Below are 19,803 nucleotides of genomic sequence, written 5' to 3'. Positions count from 1 at the left end.
ATCCCCCCACTTCCGCTCACGCGTAGAAGTGGGGGTCTTCTCGGTTGGGAATGATAAAAACGCCAATCGGGACGGTGAACGTCACCAACAAATTCTGTCAATAGACTTTACCCTCGATGGCTGTAAGGTTCGAACGCATAAAATGATTGTCGTCGATCCCCCGGGTTTTGGCACGATTGGGGGTCGACGACAATGTTCGCTTAAACTCTGGAGACTCTTTCTATTTCTGCTTCTTCATCTTTTCGATCTTCTCAACCGGCAGCCCGGTCAATTCGTGGATCGTTTGGACATCATACCCTTTCGCCAGCATTCTCTTCGCGATGTCGGTTTTTCCTTCCTCGATCCCTTTTTTGCGTCCTTGTTCCACTCCTTGCTTCATTCCTTGCTTGATCCCCTGTTCTATTCCTTGTTTGATTCCTTCTCGGATTCCCTTCTCGATTCCCCGCTGTTCATACGAGATGATGAGCTCCATCACTTGTTTCGCTTCCTTCGTCTCCATTTGGCTCACCTCGTTTCGCAGTTGGATTTCCTCCTCTTCGGATAACGGCAAATACGTTTCAAAAAAACCAAACAACAGCCGCTGTTTCGCCTCGTCCAGCTCGAGGCGGACGAGCATGCGCAAAAACTCCTTTTTCACTTCCACCTTCTCGCTTTCATTATACCCCATTTTGCTTAACAAGGCGGCGGCAACCGGATTGTCATGGCGGATGTACTCGCGCCACGGCAGTTTGCGCAATTCCACCGTCAGAAAACGAAAATCGAGAACCGTCAGGAACGGAAACTGGATGATCAATGAGGAAGGTTCATCGTGGTGTTCGTTATAGCTGAAGATGGCGATCGGAAGAATGCGGCGGCGGTGTTTTTGAAACAAGCGGCTGAAGTAGATGAACATTCGCTCGGGGAAGGTCCGTTGCGTGTAGCTTTGATGCTCCACGTGAACGATGATCAGTCCGTCTTCCCCTTTTAACTTTGTTTCTACCAACAAGTCCACACGGTGCTTCTCCCCGGCCGTGATGTCGGTAAACACTTCTTCTGAGAGGAAGGAGAGGTGATGAACGTCGATTTGCTCGTACACGTCGGGAAAAAAGAGAAGCAAAAACTCTTCAAAAAACGTCGACAGCAACTCCTTGAACAACCGGTCATGATCGATTCGCTGTTTGGCCACGTTTCCCCTCCTTGCGACATTGAATTCGTCGTATTATATTCGCTCTCCGCAACCAACCTCCTTCTCTTCCCCCTACTTTTTCTATGGTATTATCAAATGTTGCTTCCCATTCTACAAGGAAATCCTCAAGCAAAGGCTATTTTTATGCTTGTCTGAGTCGTCCTGACGCCACAGGTTAAAATAGACGGCAAAAACCAAAACAAAGAGCGCAAACCGTTCTTCCGTTTGCGCTCCTTCCGGATGGACCCATTCAGCGCTCATTCAGCCGCTTCGTGGTGTGCAGCCTCGTTCAATTCGTCGAATACAGGCTGACGAGCTCGTACGTCACCGTCGTTCGGTTGTCTTCCCACTCGAGCTTTCTCACGACCGCGACGCCGCTCGCTTCGCTTTGCACCGTCCGGCGCACTTCAAGCGGCACGTCAAGCGGATACAAGCGGTATCCTTCTTTTTCCAACACAAACACATTTCCTTGAATGCGCTGTTCCTTTCCTTTTGTCACAATGACCGTCTGCAGTTCCATCGGCATGCCCATCGTTCCAACCTCCTTGGCAGCAAATCGATTCGTTTGCGGCCGCGCAGCCACCCGAGCGGCGCACGCAGCCGTCGCCCCTCTAGTTGTATCGTATCACACCGTCGGCTGTTGTTTCATCCATTCGGTAAGTCTTTGTACCATCTCCCGATTGGCTTTCGGTGGAAAATAGTGGGTGAACTCACGGAAGTACCAGGCCGTGACCGGTTTGCCAAGCTGCTTCAGCCGCCGCTCAAGCCGATAGGCGTGCTCAATCGACACGTTTTCATCCCGCTCGCCGTGGATGATGAGCACAGGGGCCTTGAGTCGTTCAAGATGATAGAGCGGCGTCCGGCAGCGGTAGCGCTCCGGATATTTGTTCGGCGTCCCACCGATGACCCGCTTCATCATCCGCCGCAAATCAGGCCGCTCCCAGTACGTCAGCGTCATATCAGTCACCCCGCCCCATACGACGACCGAACAAACACCATCCGCTATTAAGGCGGTGTGAAGCGCCATCGCCCCGCCGCGCGAGAAGCCGAACACGTGGACACGCCCGGGGTGGACAAGCGGATGGCGGCAAAGCAGCAGAAAACCAGCCACCGCATCATATCGGTCTTCACCGGCGAAATCTTCGTTTCCTTCTCCACCCCCATTGCCGCGATAGAGCGGGGCGAAGACAACAAATCCGTGTGAAGCAAATTCAATGAGGCGCGTCACCCGCACTTGTCCGACGTTTTTGATCCCGCCGCGCAAATACAAAAACCCGTCATACACGCCTTTTCGCTTCGGCGCCGCTAAAAACCCTTTCACCTTCAGCCCTTGGGACATATAGGTGACATAGAACACATCGATTCCCGGATGCGGCGACGGAAACCGGTATTGGCCTATGATGTCCCCGTCCATTCTCCCGCCTCCTTTCTGTGAGAACAATTGAGCTCCAAAGATTCTTGCCGTTGCGCCGTCCTCTTTTTTGCGACATTGGCTCATCAAGCTCCCGTGCCGCAGCCGCCAAAACGGATGAAGCTTGTCCCCCGTTCCGCCAACCGACATGTTTGGCTTTCCCTCACCGTTCACGGCCGTCAGTTAAAAAATTTCCGCATGGTCCGCCCGTTTCCGGCCGACCGCCCATTTTTTCTAGGCATTCACACATTTTTGCTGCGTGCATACGATAAGGTGAAACCGCGGTTTACCGCATGCAAACCAAGGGGGTTCACGAACATGAAAAAATGGGCCGTATGGTTATGCTCGCTTCTGTTGCTTTTGCCGCTTTCCGCCTGCACGAATGACGGGGGCCAAAGCAAAAAGCCGCTCCAAAAAGTGCGGCTCGCCGAAGTGACGCACTCGATTTTTTACGCGCCGCAGTACGTCGCCCTGGCAAAAGGCTTCTTTAAAGAAGAGGGGCTGGATGTCGAACTGTCGACGACATGGGGCGGCGACAAAACGATGACGACGCTGCTTTCCGGCGGAGCAGACATCGCCCTTGTCGGGTCGGAAACGTCGATTTACGTCTACAGCCAAGGAACGACAGACCCGGTGATCAACTTCGCGCAATTGACGCAAACGGACGGCACGTTCCTCGTCTCCCGCAAAAAAATCGACCACTTTACGTGGGACATGTTGAAAGGAAGCACGTTCCTCGGCCAACGGAAAGGCGGCATGCCGCAAATGGTCGGCGAATTTGTGTTGAAAAAACACGGCATTGATCCGCACAACGATTTGCATCTCATTCAAAATGTCGACTTCGCCAATATCGCCAACGCCTTTGCGAGCGGCACCGGCGATTTCGTCCAGTTGTTTGAGCCGACCGCGAGCGTTTTCGAACAAGAAGGGAAAGGCTACATCGTCGCTTCGTTCGGCACCGAATCCGGACGCGTGCCGTACACGTCGTATATGGCGAAACGAAGCTATATGAACGAACACAAAGACGTGATGGAAAAGTTCACGCGCGCCATCTACAAAGCGCAGCAATGGGTCGCATCGCACAGCGCCGCGGAAATCGCCAACGTCATTCAGCCGTATTTTAAAGACACGGATTTGGCCTTGATCGAAAAAGTCGTCGAACGGTACAAAAACCAAGGCACCTACGCGGCCAATCCAATTTTAGATGAAGAAGAATGGAACAATTTGCAAACCATTATGGCCGAAGCCGGCGAGCTGCCGAAACGCGTCGATCTCGACACGCTTGTCGATTCGTCGTTTGCCAAAAAAGCGATGAACGATTGACGAAAGCGGGTGAACATCATGTTTCTTTCGATCGACCGCCTTTCGCACACGTATTTGACGAAAACGACCGCTGTCACTGCGCTCGATGACGTGTCGCTCTCCGTCGAGAAGGGAGAATTCGTCTCCCTCCTCGGCCCAAGCGGCTGCGGCAAAACGACGCTGCTCTCCATCATCGCCGGGCTGATCGAACCGACGGAAGGAACGGTATTCATCGAAGGCAAACCGTTGCCGCCCAGCGAGACAGATGTCCCGATGACGCGCCGGGCGGTCGGCTACATGCTTCAGCAAGACTATTTGTTTCCGTGGAAAACGATCGAAGAAAACATACTTCTCGGCTTAAAAATTACAGGGACGCTAACCGCTCAAACAAAAGAACGGGCGCTTGCTCTGCTTGCTGAGATCGGCCTGGCCGGGGTTGAGTCGTATTACCCGAGTCAGCTGTCCGGCGGCATGCGCCAGCGCGCGGCGCTCGTGCGCACGTTGGCGACCGATCCGAAGCTGCTTTTGCTCGATGAACCGTTTTCCGCCCTTGACCAGCAGACGAAGCTGAAACTGGAAGAGCTCGTTTGGAAGACGTTAAAACAGTATGAAAAAACAGCGGTGCTCGTCACTCATGACATCGAAGAAGCCATCGCCATGAGCGACCGCATTTTCTTATTTTCGCCGCGCCCCGGACGCCTGGCGAAGACGTTCGTCATCCCGGACGACCTGCGAGGCCGCCCGCCGCTTGCCGCCCGTCAGCATCCAGCGTTTTCGGCGCTCTTTCAATCCATTTGGAAGGAGATGGAGGACCTTGAATCCGCCCAATAAACGCATCGAAACGCTGCACACAGAATACCTGGCCGTCTTGCGCAAAGAACAGCGGGTCATCCGCCTTTGGCAAGCCGCGCTGCTTGCCGCCTTTTTCGCCGTCTGGGAAGCGTCAAGCCGCTTCCAATGGATCGACCCGCTCTTGTTCAGCTCGCCGTCCGCCATCGCCAAGCTGTTTGTCGAAAAACTCAGCGACCATTCGCTGTTTGTCCATACATGGGCGACATTGTTTGAAACGCTGCTCGGCTTTTTCATCGGCACCATCGGCGGGGCGCTGATTGGCGCGCTTCTTTGGTGGTTTCCGCGCCTCGCAAAGACGCTTGATCCGTATTTGGTCGTGTTCAACGCCATGCCGAAAGTCGCCCTCGGGCCGATTTTGATCGTCGCCCTCGGACCAGGATTTACGTCCATCATCGCCATGGGCGTCGTCATTTCCATCATCATCACGACGATCGTCGTCTATTCGGCGTTCCAAGAGGTCGATCCGAACTATTTGAAAGTATTGCAGACGTTCGGCGCCACCCGCTATCAATGCTTTAAAGAGGCGGTGCTGCCGGCATCGTTCCCAACGATCATTTCGACGCTGAAAGTGAACGTCGGCCTCGCTTGGGTCGGGGTCATCACCGGCGAGTTTCTCGTCTCGAAACAAGGGCTCGGGTATTTGATCATTTACGGCTTCCAAGTGTTCAACTTCACGCTCGTCTTGATGAGCCTGCTCATTGTCGCCTTGCTGTCGACGGTGATGTATCAGCTTGTCGCCTTGATCGAGAAAAAATGGGGAAGCCGCCGCTAGCGAGACGCCCTCCGAATGTTGACGGGCGTCTCATTTCATTGGCGCCGCCCGGATGAGCCGGCATCCGCCGCTTTTTTGAAAAACACCTTTGGGAGCCGTGAAGTCGAATGTTTTTCCATGTATTCAGCCCTTTTGGGAAACCATCGTTTGAGAGCCGCCGCTGATCTGCGCTCCCCCTTTTCAATCGATCAGCCCGCGCTGTTTCAATTCAGCAAGCGAGAGCGAAAGGACATCGTCTTTCATGATGCAGCTGAACCGATGGTCGGCGCGGATGTCATCCGGCAGCGCCTCAAGCAGCACCGGGCCGTTCGTCTCCTCATACGACTCCCGCTCGATGAGCGCCGCGATGTCGGCAAAATAAATGTTTTTCACGATATCCGGCTCCACTTCATATTGACCGATATATTCGAGCAGGCGGATGACGCCCCCTGTTTCTTCCATCACTTCGCGGGCCGCGGCCTCCGCCGCCATTTCCCCTTGTTCCACCTTGCCGCCGGGGAACTCAAGGCCGCGGCGCGGATGATCGGTCAACAGCCAGCGCCCGCCATAGCGGCAAATGACCCATACATGCCCGGGAGAGGGGGAAAACGGATGGTCCGCAAAAGCCAGCCGAACGCGATGCCCGTAATAATCGCGAAATTCATGCATCGGACTCCCTCCTTTCCTCTCCCCATTATACAGAAAAACGCCGCTCGACTCGCGGCGTTTACTCTTCTTTTTCGTCAGGAAGGATGCCGAGCGAGCGGATGTGCGCCTTTGCTTCCTCGTTGCCAAGGCGATAAATCATTTCATAAATTTTCGTCAGCGTCCGGTCGTAAGCGTCATTTTCCCGATCATAGTGGTATTGGATGTATGGCACATGGGTGCGCCAAAACGCCTGCCAGTCGGTCGAATAGTTTTGATCGAAATACTCGCGCAGCTGGGCGATTTCCCGGTCAGTCGCTTGAATCTCAAAATCCCAAGGCGATGCCGTCTTCAGCTGCGAAATTTCTCCGGTTGCCATCGAGACGTAATACGTCTTTTTCTGTTCGTCTGCCACCTTCGTCCACTCCTTCTTTTGCTCTTTTTGCTTAGTGTGGGGCAATCCGGAAAAAATATGCTTATTTTATTTCATCTTTCAGCAGTTCGATCGCCTTGCGGAGCACGGACGGGATCGGAACGCCCGCCCGGCCGGCGTTTTCCACAATCGAGATAAACTCATTGGCGATATAGAAAAAAACGATCGCATCACGGATTACATGCATGTTCCATCCAATGGCCAAATCGACGAGATGCGACGCCGCCACGAGAACGAAAATCAACAGTTTGCGGATGATACCGCGAAAGCCGACCTGGCTTGACAGCTTGCCTTCGACCGCGCTGGCGGCAATGCCGGTAAGGTAGTCGACAATGACCAAAGCAAGCAAAATCAAGACAAATGAGTCCACGCTGCCGACAAACAGCGACAAAAATGAACCGAACAGCGACACGGCAACCATCGGGATCGGCTTGTTCACGCTCCCCCCTCCTTGAACACAGGATACGCGTAACTATCGTATGCCCGGAGGGGAGAACGCGGCGCGGCGCATTCCCTAAAAAATCGCCCTTTTTCGACAAAGAAAAAGGCCGCCCTCAACTGTCGAGGACAGCCTTTCTCTTTGCCGTCAATCGGCCGGGAAGCATTCCGCTTTCAAGGCGATGGATCAAGCTTGGTCAACGCCCTAGGAACGATTTCAGCATCCAGACGTGTTTTTCCAAGCCGCGATGAATGCCAAGGAGCATGTCGCCCGTCGTCTCATCGCCAACTTCATCCGCCAGCTGCATGCCTTCTTTCAATTCGCCGATCATCGTTTCAAAGTCACGGACAATCGAAGCCACCATTTGTTCGGCCGTTTCCGTCCCGGCCGCTTCTTTGACGGACGCCTGCTCGAGGCAGTCTTTCATCGTTGCCACGGGCTTGCCGCCGAGCGCCAACAGCCGCTCAGCGAGGGCATCAATATGAACGGCCGCTTCATTGTACAGCTGCTCAAACTTCTCGTGCAGCGTGAAAAATTGCGGACCGGTGACATACCAATGGTAGTTGTGCAATTTCACGTACAAAACGGTCCAATTGGCGATTTGTTTGTTGACGAGATCGATCAGTCGGGTTGCCATCATCTCACTCCTCCTCATGGTTGTTGTACCCAGCTGGCTTGCTGATGAAACATGGGAAACCTGCCGATGGATAGCTTCTCCCCATTTTGCCGGAAATATGAACGCCCGGCCTGCGGGATATGGTATAATGAAGAAAAAAAGGAACCGCTATGATGTACTGGACGTTGGCTGTTTGCCTCATCATTGCCGCTGTCATTCTCGCTTTAGCGGTCGCGACAACTTCGAAAGCGTACGCGTACAAGCATACGGTCGATCCGCTTCCAAACGAGCGCGGCAACGGACAACAAGCCGGCCCGAAGCGGCCGCAGTAGAGCGGCCCTGGGCCGGCTTGTTCATCAACCAAACACCTTTTTCAACTCTTCTTTCTCTTGCGAAAGCCAAAAACGCATAAGCTTTTTGGCCGCCTCTAGGTCATGCAGCTTCGCCTGGCCGCATTGCCGCTCGGTCGCCGCTGGCACTTCCGTCGCGGCGAGCGCGTCCTTCATGGCGTCTTCCAACAAATCGATGACCTCGTCCACGGTCGGCGAACCGCTCACAACAAGATAAAATCCAGTCTGGCAGCCCATCGGCGAGATGTCGATAATGTCGAAATGATCATATTTCGCCGCATGTTGGCGCAGCGTATACGCCAACAAATGTTCGAGCGTATGAATGGCGGCGGGGTCCATCGCTTCCTTGTTCGGCTGGCAAAAGCGAATGTCAAACTTATTGACGACGCCGTCGCTGCCGACTTTGTGAACTCCGCAATGCCGCACATACGGCGCCTTAACCGCGCAATGATCCAATTCAAAGCTTTCCACCGGTGAAGGCATGTCAATCACTCCTAGTTATTGATTCTCTTTTTTATCATAACCAAAACGGGGGGCGTCCCGCATCTTTTTTGCCTCTCGCTCGGCTTGGCGCCTATGCCCAAAAAGCAAAGGCTGGGTCGGCGCCCCATTCCGAGCGAATGACAGTCGTTTTTCTTGAACAAAAGAACCGTTTGTTCTATTGTAATCATGATGATAACGGAAAGGAGAACTGTACATGGGCCAATGGCTGATTTGGTGCATCCGCTTTTATCAACGCTTCCTCTCTCCGCTCAAACCGCCGACATGCCGCTTTTATCCGACTTGCTCGAACTATGGCATCGAAGCGGTCCGGCGCTTTGGCGCCATAAAAGGGGGATGGCTGACGGCCAAGCGCATTTTGAAATGCCATCCGTTCCATCCGGGCGGTTTTGATCCCGTTCCTGAACCATCCCAACACCTGAAAAAAAACAAAATCACTTGATGGCCCTTGCCTTTTGCTTCATTTTTTTGTATGATCGATCTTGTTAAATCGTAATGATTACTATTTTCAAAAGAGGAGGAGCAGCAGATGAAAAAAATCCCTGTCACTGTATTAAGCGGTTACTTAGGATCAGGGAAAACGACTTTGCTTCATCATATCTTGCACAATCGGGAAGGAAAAAAAATCGCCGTCATTGTCAACGATATGAGTGAAATCAATATGGATGCCGAACTCATTCGGCAAAACGGATTTTTCCGCACCGAAGAAAAGCTCATTCAAATTCAAAATGGCTGTATTTGCTGCACCTTGCGGGAGGATTTGATCAAAGCGGTCGATCAGCTTGTCGAAAACGGAGAAATCGACTATATTGTCATTGAATCTTCCGGAATTAGCGAACCCATTCCAGTTGCGCAAACTTTTACGTATTTGGATGAGGAACTTGGAATCGATCTATCTCGAAAATGCCGATTGGACACCATGGTGACGGTTGTCGACGCCAACCGTTTTTGGACGGACTTTTCCTCGGGCGAAACGCTGCTTGACCGCCAACAGGCCGTCGATGAAACGGACAGCCGCGAAATTGCGGATTTGCTTATTGAACAAATCGAATTCGCCAATGTCATTATCGTCAATAAAATCGATCTTGTATCGACGGAGGAAGCGCAAAAATTACAAAAAGTGCTTCAAAAACTGAATCCGGAAGCTGTCATCATCCCGGCAACTTTCGGTCAAGTGCCGCTTGATTCCATTTTAAACACCCACTTATTTGATTTTGAAAAAGCGAGCCAATCAGCCGGCTGGATCAAAGAGCTGAATGAAGAGCACACCCCCGAGACTGAACAATACGGCATCTCTTCCTTTGTTTATCGACGAAAGCGGCCGTTTCATCCAGAACGTTTGATGAATTGGCTTGAAAACTGGCCCACAGAAGTGGTTCGCGCGAAAGGATTTATTTGGCTTGCCTCTTGGAACGACTGGTGCGTTCTCCTATCGCAAGCAGGGACATCAATCTCCATCCAAGCAGCGGGGCGATGGATGGCTTCCTATCCAGAAGAGGACATCAAACAGCTGTTGCAAGAAGAGGAAGCATGGCGGGAAAAGTGGGATGACACCTACGGCGATCGCTTAACCGAACTCGTGTTGATTGGCATCAAGATGAACGCGGATTGCATCGAACGCTCGCTGGACGAATGCTTGCTCACCGATGAGGAGATGAAGGAAGATTGGACGCTGTTCCCCAATCCGTTTCCTTCATTGATTCCTTCGGCCTAAGCGGTGATCGATCATTTTCAAATCGTAATGATTACGATATAATAAATGCGGACATCTTTATTCCAGAAAGGAGTTCAACATGCGAGCAACGTCCATCATTTTGTCTTTCCTTTTGACGACGTGCGCCTTGCTATACGGCTGTCAATCGAAGCCAGAGGCAAAAGAGGCCCAAACATCGAACGATCAGTTAACGATTTATACAACCGTCTATCCGCTTGAAGACTTTACGAAAAAAATCGGCGGCGACGCCGTGAACGTCAAAAGCGTTTACCCGCCGGGAGTGGAAGCCCATACGTTCGAACCGACAACCAAAACGGTGCAGCAGATTGCGGACGCGGACGCGTTCATTTACATCGGCCACGGGATGGAACCGTTCGCCGAAAAACTACAGGAAACATTACAAAATGAGCATGTCCGATTTCTCGTTGCCACAAACGGCATCGAATTGCTTGAATCGAACCATGAACAGGAGCATGCGCATGACGAAGGGCACAAAGACGAACATGAGGAAGAACATGACCACGAACACGGAGACAAAGATCCTCATGTATGGCTTGACCCCATCCGCTCCATCACGATCGCCGAGAACATCCGCGATTTGCTGATGGAGCTGAAACCTGAAAAAAAAGACATGTTTATGCAAAACTTTAAAACGTTAAAGAGGAAACTTGAGCGCCTTGACGGGCAATTTCGTTCTGTCATCGAGAAAGCTCCCAGAAAAGAGATGCTCGTTTCCCATCAAGCCTACGGATATTGGGAAAACCGCTACGGAATCAAACAGCTGAGCGTTTCCGGGCTTTCTCCGAGCAACGAACCATCGCAAAAAGAGCTGGCTCAGCTCATCCAGACAGCCAAACAGCATCACATCCGCTATGTCATTTTCGAACAAAATGTCCATCCCAAAACGGCGGAAGTGATTCAGAACGAAATCGGCGCCAAGCCGCTCCGTCTGCATAACTTGGAATCGCTGACCGATGAAGATCGAAAAGCCCACAAAGATTACTTTGCCCTTATGGCCGAGAATCTACGCGTGCTGCAAAAAGCCCTTCATTGAAAGACAACCGCCTGCCTCGATCGAAAGAGGCAGGCGGTTTCGTTTCCCTTCCAGGCCATCTTTCCCCAAAATGAGGAATAATCAGAGAAAAAGTGGCAATCATAAAAAAAAAGGAAGGGATGTTGTGAAATGGATGACGTGATCATTGCCCGCAGCTTATTCGGGACGACGATGGCTTTTCATATCATTTTCGCCACACTGGGAGTCGGAATCCCGATCATGATTTTGCTGGCGGAACTTTTGCACCAAAAGACAAAAGATCATGATTATGCCGTCATGGCGAAACGCTGGACGAAAGGGTTGGCCGTATTGCTTGGGGTGGCCATTCCGTCAGGCACCATCGCCGGGGTGCAGTTGTCGCTCCTATGGCCGGGCTTTATGGAAGTGATCGGAAAAGTGATGTCCCTCCCGTTTCAAATTGAAATTTACGCCTTTTTTATTGAAGCGTTGTTTATGTCCATTTATGTGTACGCCGCTGACCGCATCTCTCCGTTGATGCGGATTGTGAGCGTGTTTTTTGTCGCTCTTGGCGCCAGCGCTTCCGCCATTTTAATTACCAATGTGCACGCTTTTGAAGGCACGCCGGCGGGATTTCGGATCGAAAACGGCGAAATCGTGGATGTCGACCCATGGGCGGCCTTTTTCAATCCAAGCTTTTTCGTCACGGCCGGACATGTCGTCCTGTCCGCCTATATGACCGGAGCCTTTGTGTTGGCATCAATCGCCGCTTACCAGCTGTTGCGCGCCTCCCAAAACGAGCAAGTGCGGCGTTTTCACCAAAAAGCGCTCAAGCTCTCGTTGGCAGTCGGCGGCGTATTCTCGCTGTTGACCGCGATCAACGGGCATGAATCGGCCCAGCTCCTTCATCAATACCAACCGGAAAAACTAGCGGCGGCCGAAGGGCTGTTTGAAACCCAATCCCATGCCCCGTTAGCCATCGGCGGATTTACCGATGCGGAAACGCAATCCGTAAAGTGGGCCATTGAAATTCCGTGGGCGCTCAGCTTTTTGGCCGGCAACCGTTTCGACACCGTCGTCAAAGGGCTGAACGATTTTCCGAAAGAATGGTGGCCGCCGCTGTTTGTCCATACGCTATTTAACGCCATGGTGGGCATCGGCGTGCTTCTCCTGTTCCTGTCGGCAGCCGCGTGGATCTGGCAGAAATGGCTGAAGCGTCCTGTCTTTCCGCGCTGGCTCCTGTACGGTTTTGTCGCAGCCGGGCCGCTGGCTGTGATCGGCATTGAATGCGGCTGGATTTTTGCCTGCACCGGAAGGCAGCCATGGGTCATTTACCGGATGATGAAAACGGAAGAAGCCGTCACGCAAACAGGAAATTTAGCGGTCCTGTTCGCATTGTTTGTGGCGATTTACATCCTATTGAGCATCGCCGTGGTGCTCGTGCTTCGCTATTATTTCCGCCGCCATCCGGTGGCGGACGACCTGCGCAAACCGCCCAATGAAGGCACGCTGCCCGTCTAGAAAGGAGAACGATTCATGACCAATGAGCTGATTGCCATTACCGTGCTATGGGGGTTTATTTTCATTTATGCCGTCATGGCGACGATGGACTTTGGCGCCGGTTTTTGGTCGATGGTCTATATCCATCGCGAAAAAGCGAATGCCACCACAATTGCGAACCGCTATTTATCGCCCACCTGGGAGGTGACCAATGTCTTTATCGTCGCGATTGTGGTCGCCTTGTTCAGTTTTTTTCCCGGCGCTGCCTTCCTGCTTGGGACGGTGCTTCTTGTCCCCGGCAGCATCATTTTGCTTTTGCTCGCGGTCCGCAGCGCCTTTCTCGTGTTTGCCCATGTCGCCAAAGAATATGAAAAAGCGTTGACCTATATTTCCGGCATAACCGGGATCATCATCCCGGCCTTGCTCATCAGCGTGCTGCCCATTACGCATGGGGAATTCATCGACATCCGCAAAGGCGTCCCAACTCTCGATTTGGAGCGCTTCTTGACAAGCCCTCATGCCTATTCCTTCATGGGCTTTGCGATTTCGAGCACGCTGTTTTTGTCTTCGCTCTTGCTGGCGGATTACTCCCTTGAAGCAGGAGACCGTGAGGCATACCGCCTGTATCGGCGCGACGCTTGGATCACGGGGCCCCTCTCGTTGTTGATGGCGGGATGCATGATGTTGACGATGCGCTACGAAGCCAAATGGCTGTATGACAAGATGATGGAATATTGGCTGTGGCTGATCGGTTCGGTGGTGATGTTCGCCGCCGCGGGCATCGCCCTCTCCCTGCCGTCTTCTCGGCATCCTCATGTTAGAGGGAGGCCTCGGCTCGCGGTCATCGCGATTGTCATTCAGTATTTTCTCGCGAGTTACGCCTATGGGAAGGCACATCTGCCCTATATGGTGTATCCGGATGTCACGATCGAGTCGGCCTTTACCCATCCGGATACATTCCGGGCGCTGTTTGCCTCCTACATCGCGGGCTTTCTCATTTTGTTTCCCGGCTTCGTCTATTTCTGGCGTTTGTTTATGCACGATAAGCGCTATGTACGGCCGAAATAACAAGGAAAAGGCGCCCCCAAACACGCATGGGGCGCCTTTCTTCATGCCTGCGCCGCTGAACGAAAATAGTCTCGTTTTCCTATCACGATTTATTGCAGCGAGCGGACATAGGCGGCGATCGCCGCGATTTCCCCCGGCGTCAGCGCTTGCACTTCTTTCGTCCGATGGCGCCGGATCGCTTCCTCGATCGTTTTCGCGCTCCCATCATGCAAGTACGGCGCTGTCGCCCATACGCCGCGCAGCGTCGGCGTATCCCACTGCTTTGGCGTCCGCGGGTTTGTGAACCGAGCGCGGGCGTCGCCTTTGGAGGCGCGGTCCTTCGGATTAGCCGTGCCGATGTCGTGCAAGTAGGCGGTATTGGCGGTCGTCAATTTCCCGTCCGGCCCGACCGCCTTGACGCTGTCGGTGAAATACTCGCCCCCATGGCAGCTTAAGCAATTCCCTTTCCCGTTGAACAGCCGCTCCCCTTCCTTCGCTTCCGCCGTCAAGCTGCCGTCCGCCTTTCGATACGGGCTTTTCGGCACGGGGAACGAACGCGGGTCGTTCAAGTAGGCGAGAATGGCGTCAAACATATGCTGGACGTTCGGCGGCAACGGCTTGGACGGGTCGATCGTCGTCATGCCGCCCATCTCGCCTTGCACGGTATGAATGTAGTCGGCAAAATCGTCGCGCGACCCATCCCACATAAACAGCCCGGTTTTCGTCGCCAAAATGTTGCTCGGCACGTTGCGCGGCCCTTTCGCCGTCATGAGCGTCAAGCCGTTGATGTCGCCGTCGCTATGGCACGAAGCGCAGCTCATCCAATTGTTCCCTGTGATGTTGATGGCAAACTCGTCGCTGTTCGCGCTGTAAAAGATCGTTTTTCCTTCACGCACGAGCGGGGAGAGCGAATCTTTCGCAATGAGGCGGATCGTGTCGCTCTCCTGCTTCGCTTTCGCATAAGGGCTTTTTCCTCCGGTTTGGATCACGGCCAAATCATGGCTCATGGCGTTGTGGACGTAAAGCGTTTTTCCATCCGGCGATATCGCGATGCCGCGCGGGTTGTTGCCGTTGATGCGGCGCAAAATTTGCGTCGCTTTGCCGCCGCGGCGCAAATCAAAGACGACGAGGTCTTCGCTGCCGGACATGACCGCGTACGCTTTGCCGCCGTCCGGGGAAAACGCCACATCGTACGGATTCGAGACGATGATCGTCTCGTTATGGACATCGGTGACATTGATCGCGGCAAACAGCTCTTTCCGCTCGTCCATCAACTCAACGTCTTTCGTTGCATCAATGACCGAGATGGCCGGAAACACCGTTTCCTCAAACTGGATCGGCGTATCGACGTTCGTCAATAAGTGCGGAATATACGCTTTTTTGCCGTCCGGGGCGATGACGATTTGTTCCAGTGTGTTCGGAATGCCTTGGCTCTTTTTTCGATCGGCTTTGTCCGGCGACGGGGCGAGGGCGATTTCCTTGACCGCCCGCCGTTTCTTTGTGTCAATCACGGTGATTTTGGCCGCCAAATATTGCGTCACGTACAGCTTCCTTCCGTCCGCTGTCAGCGCCAGCGCCCGCGGCCGATCGCCCGCTTTGATGTCTTTCGTCCGCTTCCCGCTCTCGGCGTCAAACACTGAGACCGTGCCCGAGCGGTAGTTGGCGACATATACTTCCGCCCCATCCGGACTGGTGACGATGCCGAACGGCTCGATCCCCGTTTTCCAACGGTCGACGACTTTCCGTTTGTCAAGCGACACGACGTCCACTTCATCATCGTACATGCAGGAAACATACAGCGTCCGTCCATCCGGGCTGAGCGCCAACTGGCGCGGTTCGCGGCCGACGGGAATTTCCGCCTTTTTCTTCTTTGCTTTCGCATCGACGATCGTCACCGTATCGACGTCCATATTCGCGGTGTACACGTAGCGCCCATCGCTGCTTACGGCGATGTTGTCGCCGTGCGCCGGGGCGTGTCTGACCGCTTTCGGCTGCTGATGCCATGCCTTTTCATCCTGACAGCCGGCCAACAGCGCGGCGATCGCCGCGGCGAACCACCATTTTCGCATTTCAATATTCCCCCGTTTTTTACGAAAATGATAACCATCCTCAATTTTACAAAGAAAAGCGGTGAATCTCAACCGCATTCACCGCTTTCTTTTCCATCATTCCACTCTGACTTTGACCGTCCGCAGCACCGGTGCGACGCCGTATGGGCCGCCGGCCGCCTGCACTTGCGGCACATGGTCGCCGTCGGTGTTGCCCCATTTTTTTCCTTTGATGTAGACATCGCCCGTATCCCAAAACTCGCTCGCCTGCATCCCTTCCTGAAGCGTCGGGCCGTCGACGATCCGATCATAAAAGTCGACGTAGCGGGAGATGATCGTTTCGCGGTCAAGGACTTTCGCTGTTTCATCCGCCTGATCGTTGTTCAAGTTTTGCAAGGCGACGCGGAACACCCCCGACAGCGCGCCGGCGAGCCATGGCGTGTACTTGTCCTCTTTTTCTCCCGTATGGTACACATGCCACTTTTTATCCCAAAAATGCTTGTCCATCGCCTCATACACACGGCGGGCGGCATCGCGGTACGCTTCGTCTTTCGTCGCCAAAAACGCCGCCGTCAGCCCGCGAATGGCGCCGAGTTGGGCAAGAAGCGTCGGCTCGTCTTGGTCCGGCCCTTGGCCGATCGTGTAGCCGTTGGCGACAAGCCCGTCTTTTCGCATCAAGTTTTTCAAGATAAAGTCCGCTTGCCGGCGGATGAGCTCGAGCGCCCGCTTTCCTTCCGGCGTGCCAAGTCCTTTGGCGCTCTCGCCGCTCGCATAGCCGACCGGCATGCCGTCGATTGCCCGCTCAAAAATGCGGAGCGCTTCTATCGTGTAGCCAGCTTGGAACGCATCGACCCGGTTTCCTTGCGTTTGGCCGTCATGTTCCGTCACAAACGCGCCCACTTTTTCGTTGAAATGCATCACATCGATGTTGCGGAACACTTGCAACAGCACGTCGCGGTTGACGGAATACGGATCGTCGGCAACGCGGTCGTTGGACGGATCGGCGTCCACATTTTCCTTTGGCGCCTTCGGGAACGGGTTTCCATCAAACACCGCCAAAAACGCGGGGTTTTGGTTTTTGTTTTCCGGCCTCTGGTCGGTCATGCCGAAAAACTCCGCCGCCGGCCATAACATGAGCCATTGGTCCTCAAGCAAACTGCGGGAATCTTTGACGACCAGCTTCGCCGCATCCGGCGCCAGCTCGCTTCCCCCTTCATCCACTTCCACCGCGTGCGGCAAATAGACGAATCCGCCGCTCGGGTTGTAGCGGCTGCCGGCTGCCTTCGTCAACGCCTGTTGCTTCGCATCATAAAATAAATGGTCACGGATAAAAGCGAGCTTGTTCCATATTTGTTCCGTCAAAATCATCCCTTGCATCCCGTCGGCGGAACTGACGCCAAGAGCCACCTTCCCGCTTTTGTCGTCGTTTGGCGTTTTCGCCTCCACCTCTTCATCGCTGTCTTTTTGGTGGAAATTGCCCAAAAAGTCGCCGGCCCAAAGCGCCTGCTTCAAAAAGACGCCGCCGTAAGCCGATGGCGTAAGCACTTTGTCCATTTTACCGCGATCCCAGCGAAGCGATTGGAAATCGACTTGATAGACGGGAACGTATGTACCATCGTCATTTTCCGCGTACACGTCCGTGTCCACCTTTTGCGCATAATGCGGATCGCCGCCGGCGTACTGGATGAAGGTCGGGAACATGTTGCGGAAAATTTCCTCGCGCGGATAGCCGACGCTGTCCGCAAGCTCATAAAAACGATCGGCGAGCGCCTGATCGGCCGGTTTATGCCGCTGTTCGGCCCGCTGCTTGGCGATCGGGCCGTGAATGAGATGAAGGCCGAGCCCTGACTTTTCCGTCACTTCGTACATCGCTTCTTCGGAATACTCGTATGACTCGATGCCGGCCGTATAGTCAAATTTCGTCGGCTCATCCGGTTTTCTCGGGTCAAGGGTGTCCAAATCAAGCCCGAGCCCTTCGGCGAGCGGCTCGCCGGAAAGCTCAAATTCCGAGTAGGCAAACATATTGCCGGCCGTATCAAAATGATCGTCCGTCACCGACACGTGCAGGCGCGGCGCTTCCGATGAACGGCCGTTCTCTTTCTCCCCGACGGCGGAACAGCCGGACGCCAAAAGCAGCGACGCCGCCGCCGACGTGGCCATCACTTTCCAAGGCATGCGTTTCATAGCTTGCTCCCCCATTTTTAAAATAACGATTTTCATTCTCACTAACGTTTATTATACGCCGCCCCTCCTCTTCGTTCAAGCTGAAATTCATCCAACAGCTTTTCGTCTATAAAACGGCGCTTTTAATGTCTGTTTCCTTCTATAATAAGTTGCAATAAAGAATTTCCGATTTTTCGTTTCTGCTTTCATCTCAATACGAGCTGATATGGTATAACGTGGAAGGCAGTCAGCTGGATGTAAAACAAAATTTCAACTTATATATATTAAGCCGAAAGCCACTCAATGCGGCGTCCGCCCGTCCATAAAAAGCAGCATTCCAGTTCGTTTGGACAACGTCCGATGGCTTGTCGGCATAAAGACGGAGCCGCTGCTTTGCAGCGCCCAATCGCTTCCTCTTCCTCACACCACAGCAGCACGCGCACCCGGTCGCGGTACACGATGTACAACTCCCGTTCGGCCTCTGGGCCCAATCCCCTGTCCGCGAGCAGCAACGGCTTGCAAGACGCTTCTTCTCTCGAACCGAAAAACTGCAGCAAATGATCCGTCACCTTCACCAAGACGAGACCGTAATGCAACGGCGTCGGGAACATCGACAAAGGAAGGAGCGAACGGTGCTGATCGATCAGCCGGAGCAGGCAAAGCGGCGACCGCAGCGAAGGAGCGGTGTCACAATACGCTTGCAGGACGGAACGGAGAAACCGGCGCAGCGCATACGGCCAGACATCCAACGTCTCGTGATGGATCGACACCATGGCTCGCCTCCTTTGTTCACGCATGTTTTTCCAGCTGCTCCAATACGGCGTTTATCGAGCTCCATGACCGTTTCGCAAAATAAATAGGCTTGTCTTTGCTTTTCGCCTTCTCTTTCACTTTCTTCGCCAAATTATGGTTCACGTAATCGATCATGACCAATACGGCGTCCACATGCTCCGGAATGTCGCGTTTCACCATATTCACTTTCCGTCCGTTGAGATGAATGATTTCCCGGAATCCAGAACGCTCCAATTTATCGGTAATATGGCCTAAATGATCGGCTCCAACAACAAGCAGCGATGCCATCATGAAATCCTCCTTTACTCTCTCTTCTTTCTTTTTTATTTTAATTGAGAATGATTTTCTGTGTCAATTATAACAAGAGATATTTTCATCATTTTTTGGGCGATGATCCTCCACTTCAGCGCAGGAAAGAAGGGAACGCCATTTCTGCGATGTTGGGGACGGCGTGGGAGAACAACCATGATGGAAGCTGCCGATTGCCCCCTGCTTCCGTTGATCCCAGGCGGGAGTCTTCTGTTAGAGATGGATAAAATGCCTGCCAATGCGTCAAACTATAGACGCGGGCGATTTCATCACGACAAGGGGGATGACCATGGCGAAAGATGTTCTTTGCGAAGTGCGCAACTGCCATTATTGGGCGGAAGGGAACCGCTGCAGCGCGGAGTCCATTTACGTGGTCAGCCATGCAGGAAAAATGGCGTCCGATTCCACGGAGACGGATTGCAAAACGTTTGTTCCAGCCCGTGAAGCATAATGCGAGACCAACGAGGCGCTGCCCGGCCGACCGGGCGGCGCTTGCCTCGTTCGAGGGGGATGACGATGGACAAACGCGCCAGCCTCATTCAAGCGCTGCAAACGGAAATGAAGCGGGCCGCTTTAGGAACATATCCGGCTTGCATCGACTCATTCGCCCGTTTGTGGGGTTATGAGTTCGGCTCTTTTGACCAGCTGCCGCCGGAGATTGAGCGGCTTCTCGCCAATCGAGCCGCTGAACTCGGGTTGATGGACGATTTTTGACAACAGCGGCAAAAAAAGCAGGCGCCCCACCTATAATGG

The 19,803-nt window shown here is 53.4% G+C and carries 23 protein-coding genes; 11 read left to right on the top strand and 12 right to left on the bottom strand.

The genetic code is table 11. The features are described 5' to 3' along the window. Positions 1–220 precede the first annotated feature (220 nt). From BJQ97_RS03395 to BJQ97_RS03385, 3 genes are all read right to left on the bottom strand, one after another. Positions 221–1,165 carry an Rpn family recombination-promoting nuclease/putative transposase gene (locus BJQ97_RS03395; RefSeq protein WP_160155509.1) on the bottom strand — a complete coding sequence of 315 codons (945 nt, stop codon included), beginning with the start codon at positions 1,163–1,165 and terminating at the stop codon, positions 221–223. 289 nt (positions 1,166–1,454) lie between these two features. Continuing rightward, positions 1,455–1,697 carry a DUF2584 domain-containing protein gene (locus BJQ97_RS03390; RefSeq protein WP_160155508.1) on the bottom strand — a complete coding sequence of 81 codons (243 nt, stop codon included), beginning with the start codon at positions 1,695–1,697 and terminating at the stop codon, positions 1,455–1,457. A 93-nt stretch (positions 1,698–1,790) separates the two neighbouring features. After that, positions 1,791–2,579: an alpha/beta hydrolase family protein gene (locus tag BJQ97_RS03385; RefSeq protein ID WP_160155507.1), complete on the bottom strand. Its 789-nt coding sequence runs from the start codon at positions 2,577–2,579 to the stop codon at positions 1,791–1,793. Between the two features lie 195 nt (positions 2,580–2,774). On the opposite strand from BJQ97_RS03385, the gene BJQ97_RS03380 reads away from it, so the two are divergent. From BJQ97_RS03380 to BJQ97_RS03370, 3 genes are read left to right on the top strand one after another with little or no spacing between them, the layout of a single operon-like run. Beyond that, positions 2,775–3,899 (top strand): ABC transporter substrate-binding protein, encoded by a 1,125-nt coding sequence (locus BJQ97_RS03380; protein WP_407066448.1) that lies wholly within the window; start codon positions 2,775–2,777, stop codon positions 3,897–3,899. Between the two features lie 18 nt (positions 3,900–3,917). Next, positions 3,918–4,709, top strand: coding sequence for an ABC transporter ATP-binding protein (locus BJQ97_RS03375; RefSeq protein WP_160155505.1), 792 nt, complete (start codon positions 3,918–3,920; stop codon positions 4,707–4,709). Then, positions 4,693–5,502, top strand: coding sequence for an ABC transporter permease (locus tag BJQ97_RS03370; protein WP_160155504.1), 810 nt, complete (start codon positions 4,693–4,695; stop codon positions 5,500–5,502). Before BJQ97_RS03375 ends, BJQ97_RS03370 begins: the two co-directional genes overlap by 17 nt. A gap of 180 nt (positions 5,503–5,682) precedes the next feature. On the opposite strand, the gene ytkD is transcribed toward BJQ97_RS03370, so the two are convergent. The 4 genes from ytkD to BJQ97_RS03350 all read right to left on the bottom strand — a co-directional run bounded on the left by ytkD (position 5,683) and on the right by BJQ97_RS03350 (position 7,635). Next, entirely contained in the window at positions 5,683–6,150 is a 468-nt protein-coding gene (gene ytkD, locus BJQ97_RS03365; RefSeq protein ID WP_160155503.1) for an RNA deprotection pyrophosphohydrolase, read from the bottom strand. A gap of 58 nt (positions 6,151–6,208) precedes the next feature. Next, complete coding sequence (locus tag BJQ97_RS03360; protein WP_044730510.1) at positions 6,209–6,541, bottom strand: hypothetical protein; 333 nt, start codon at positions 6,539–6,541, stop codon at positions 6,209–6,211. 61 nt (positions 6,542–6,602) lie between these two features. Further along, on the bottom strand, positions 6,603–6,998 hold the full coding sequence (locus tag BJQ97_RS03355) for a phage holin family protein (RefSeq protein WP_160155502.1): 396 nt from the start codon (positions 6,996–6,998) through the stop codon (positions 6,603–6,605). A 196-nt stretch (positions 6,999–7,194) separates the two neighbouring features. After that, positions 7,195–7,635 (bottom strand): Dps family protein, encoded by a 441-nt coding sequence (locus BJQ97_RS03350; protein WP_160157527.1) that lies wholly within the window; start codon positions 7,633–7,635, stop codon positions 7,195–7,197. 149 nt (positions 7,636–7,784) lie between these two features. Here BJQ97_RS03350 and ytzI point away from each other — a divergent pair, with 149 nt between their 5' ends. Then, on the top strand, positions 7,785–7,946 hold the full coding sequence (gene ytzI, locus BJQ97_RS03345) for a YtzI protein (RefSeq protein WP_160155501.1): 162 nt from the start codon (positions 7,785–7,787) through the stop codon (positions 7,944–7,946). Positions 7,947–7,970: 24 nt separating this feature from the next. Here ytzI and BJQ97_RS03340 read toward each other — a convergent pair whose 3' ends face one another. Then, positions 7,971–8,447 carry an S-ribosylhomocysteine lyase gene (locus BJQ97_RS03340; RefSeq protein ID WP_044730508.1) on the bottom strand — a complete coding sequence of 159 codons (477 nt, stop codon included), beginning with the start codon at positions 8,445–8,447 and terminating at the stop codon, positions 7,971–7,973. Between the two features lie 214 nt (positions 8,448–8,661). On the opposite strand from BJQ97_RS03340, the gene yidD reads away from it, so the two are divergent. The 5 genes from yidD to BJQ97_RS03315 all read left to right on the top strand — a co-directional run bounded on the left by yidD (position 8,662) and on the right by BJQ97_RS03315 (position 13,759). Continuing rightward, complete coding sequence (gene yidD, locus BJQ97_RS03335; protein WP_160155500.1) at positions 8,662–8,907, top strand: membrane protein insertion efficiency factor YidD; 246 nt, start codon at positions 8,662–8,664, stop codon at positions 8,905–8,907. Between the two features lie 87 nt (positions 8,908–8,994). Beyond that, positions 8,995–10,179 (top strand): GTP-binding protein, encoded by a 1,185-nt coding sequence (locus tag BJQ97_RS03330; RefSeq protein ID WP_160155499.1) that lies wholly within the window; start codon positions 8,995–8,997, stop codon positions 10,177–10,179. Positions 10,180–10,258: 79 nt separating this feature from the next. Beyond that, positions 10,259–11,233, top strand: coding sequence for a metal ABC transporter substrate-binding protein (locus tag BJQ97_RS03325; protein WP_160155498.1), 975 nt, complete (start codon positions 10,259–10,261; stop codon positions 11,231–11,233). A gap of 129 nt (positions 11,234–11,362) precedes the next feature. Continuing rightward, positions 11,363–12,712: a cytochrome ubiquinol oxidase subunit I gene (locus BJQ97_RS03320; protein ID WP_160155497.1), complete on the top strand. Its 1,350-nt coding sequence runs from the start codon at positions 11,363–11,365 to the stop codon at positions 12,710–12,712. 15 nt (positions 12,713–12,727) lie between these two features. Further along, positions 12,728–13,759, top strand: a complete 1,032-nt coding sequence (locus tag BJQ97_RS03315) for a cytochrome d ubiquinol oxidase subunit II (RefSeq protein WP_160155496.1) — start codon at positions 12,728–12,730, stop codon at positions 13,757–13,759. 89 nt (positions 13,760–13,848) lie between these two features. Here BJQ97_RS03315 and BJQ97_RS03310 read toward each other — a convergent pair whose 3' ends face one another. From BJQ97_RS03310 to BJQ97_RS03295, 4 genes are all read right to left on the bottom strand, one after another. Beyond that, a complete protein-coding gene (locus BJQ97_RS03310) occupies positions 13,849–15,807 on the bottom strand; it encodes a beta-propeller fold lactonase family protein (protein WP_160155495.1) in 1,959 nt (652 codons plus the stop codon). Positions 15,808–15,903: 96 nt separating this feature from the next. Then, positions 15,904–17,970: a hypothetical protein gene (locus BJQ97_RS03305; protein ID WP_160155494.1), complete on the bottom strand. Its 2,067-nt coding sequence runs from the start codon at positions 17,968–17,970 to the stop codon at positions 15,904–15,906. 263 nt (positions 17,971–18,233) lie between these two features. Then, on the bottom strand, positions 18,234–18,722 hold the full coding sequence (locus BJQ97_RS03300; protein ID WP_160155493.1) for a hypothetical protein: 489 nt from the start codon (positions 18,720–18,722) through the stop codon (positions 18,234–18,236). A 16-nt stretch (positions 18,723–18,738) separates the two neighbouring features. Next, positions 18,739–19,029 carry a DUF2325 domain-containing protein gene (locus BJQ97_RS03295; RefSeq protein WP_160157526.1) on the bottom strand — a complete coding sequence of 97 codons (291 nt, stop codon included), beginning with the start codon at positions 19,027–19,029 and terminating at the stop codon, positions 18,739–18,741. A 310-nt stretch (positions 19,030–19,339) separates the two neighbouring features. Between BJQ97_RS03295 and BJQ97_RS03290 the strand changes: the two genes are divergently transcribed. Both BJQ97_RS03290 and BJQ97_RS03285 read left to right on the top strand, forming a co-directional pair. After that, positions 19,340–19,501, top strand: a complete 162-nt coding sequence (locus tag BJQ97_RS03290; RefSeq protein ID WP_160155492.1) for a DUF1540 domain-containing protein — start codon at positions 19,340–19,342, stop codon at positions 19,499–19,501. A 65-nt stretch (positions 19,502–19,566) separates the two neighbouring features. Beyond that, positions 19,567–19,764, top strand: a complete 198-nt coding sequence (locus tag BJQ97_RS03285; protein ID WP_160155491.1) for a hypothetical protein — start codon at positions 19,567–19,569, stop codon at positions 19,762–19,764. Positions 19,765–19,803 lie beyond the last annotated feature (39 nt).

The organism is Geobacillus sp. TFV-3 (genome assembly GCF_009901865.1).
Lineage (GTDB): Bacteria > Bacillota > Bacilli > Bacillales > Anoxybacillaceae > Geobacillus > Geobacillus thermoleovorans_A.
The sequence above is the reverse complement of the archived record's forward strand: the minus strand, read 5'-3'. Positions and strand labels throughout refer to the sequence as shown.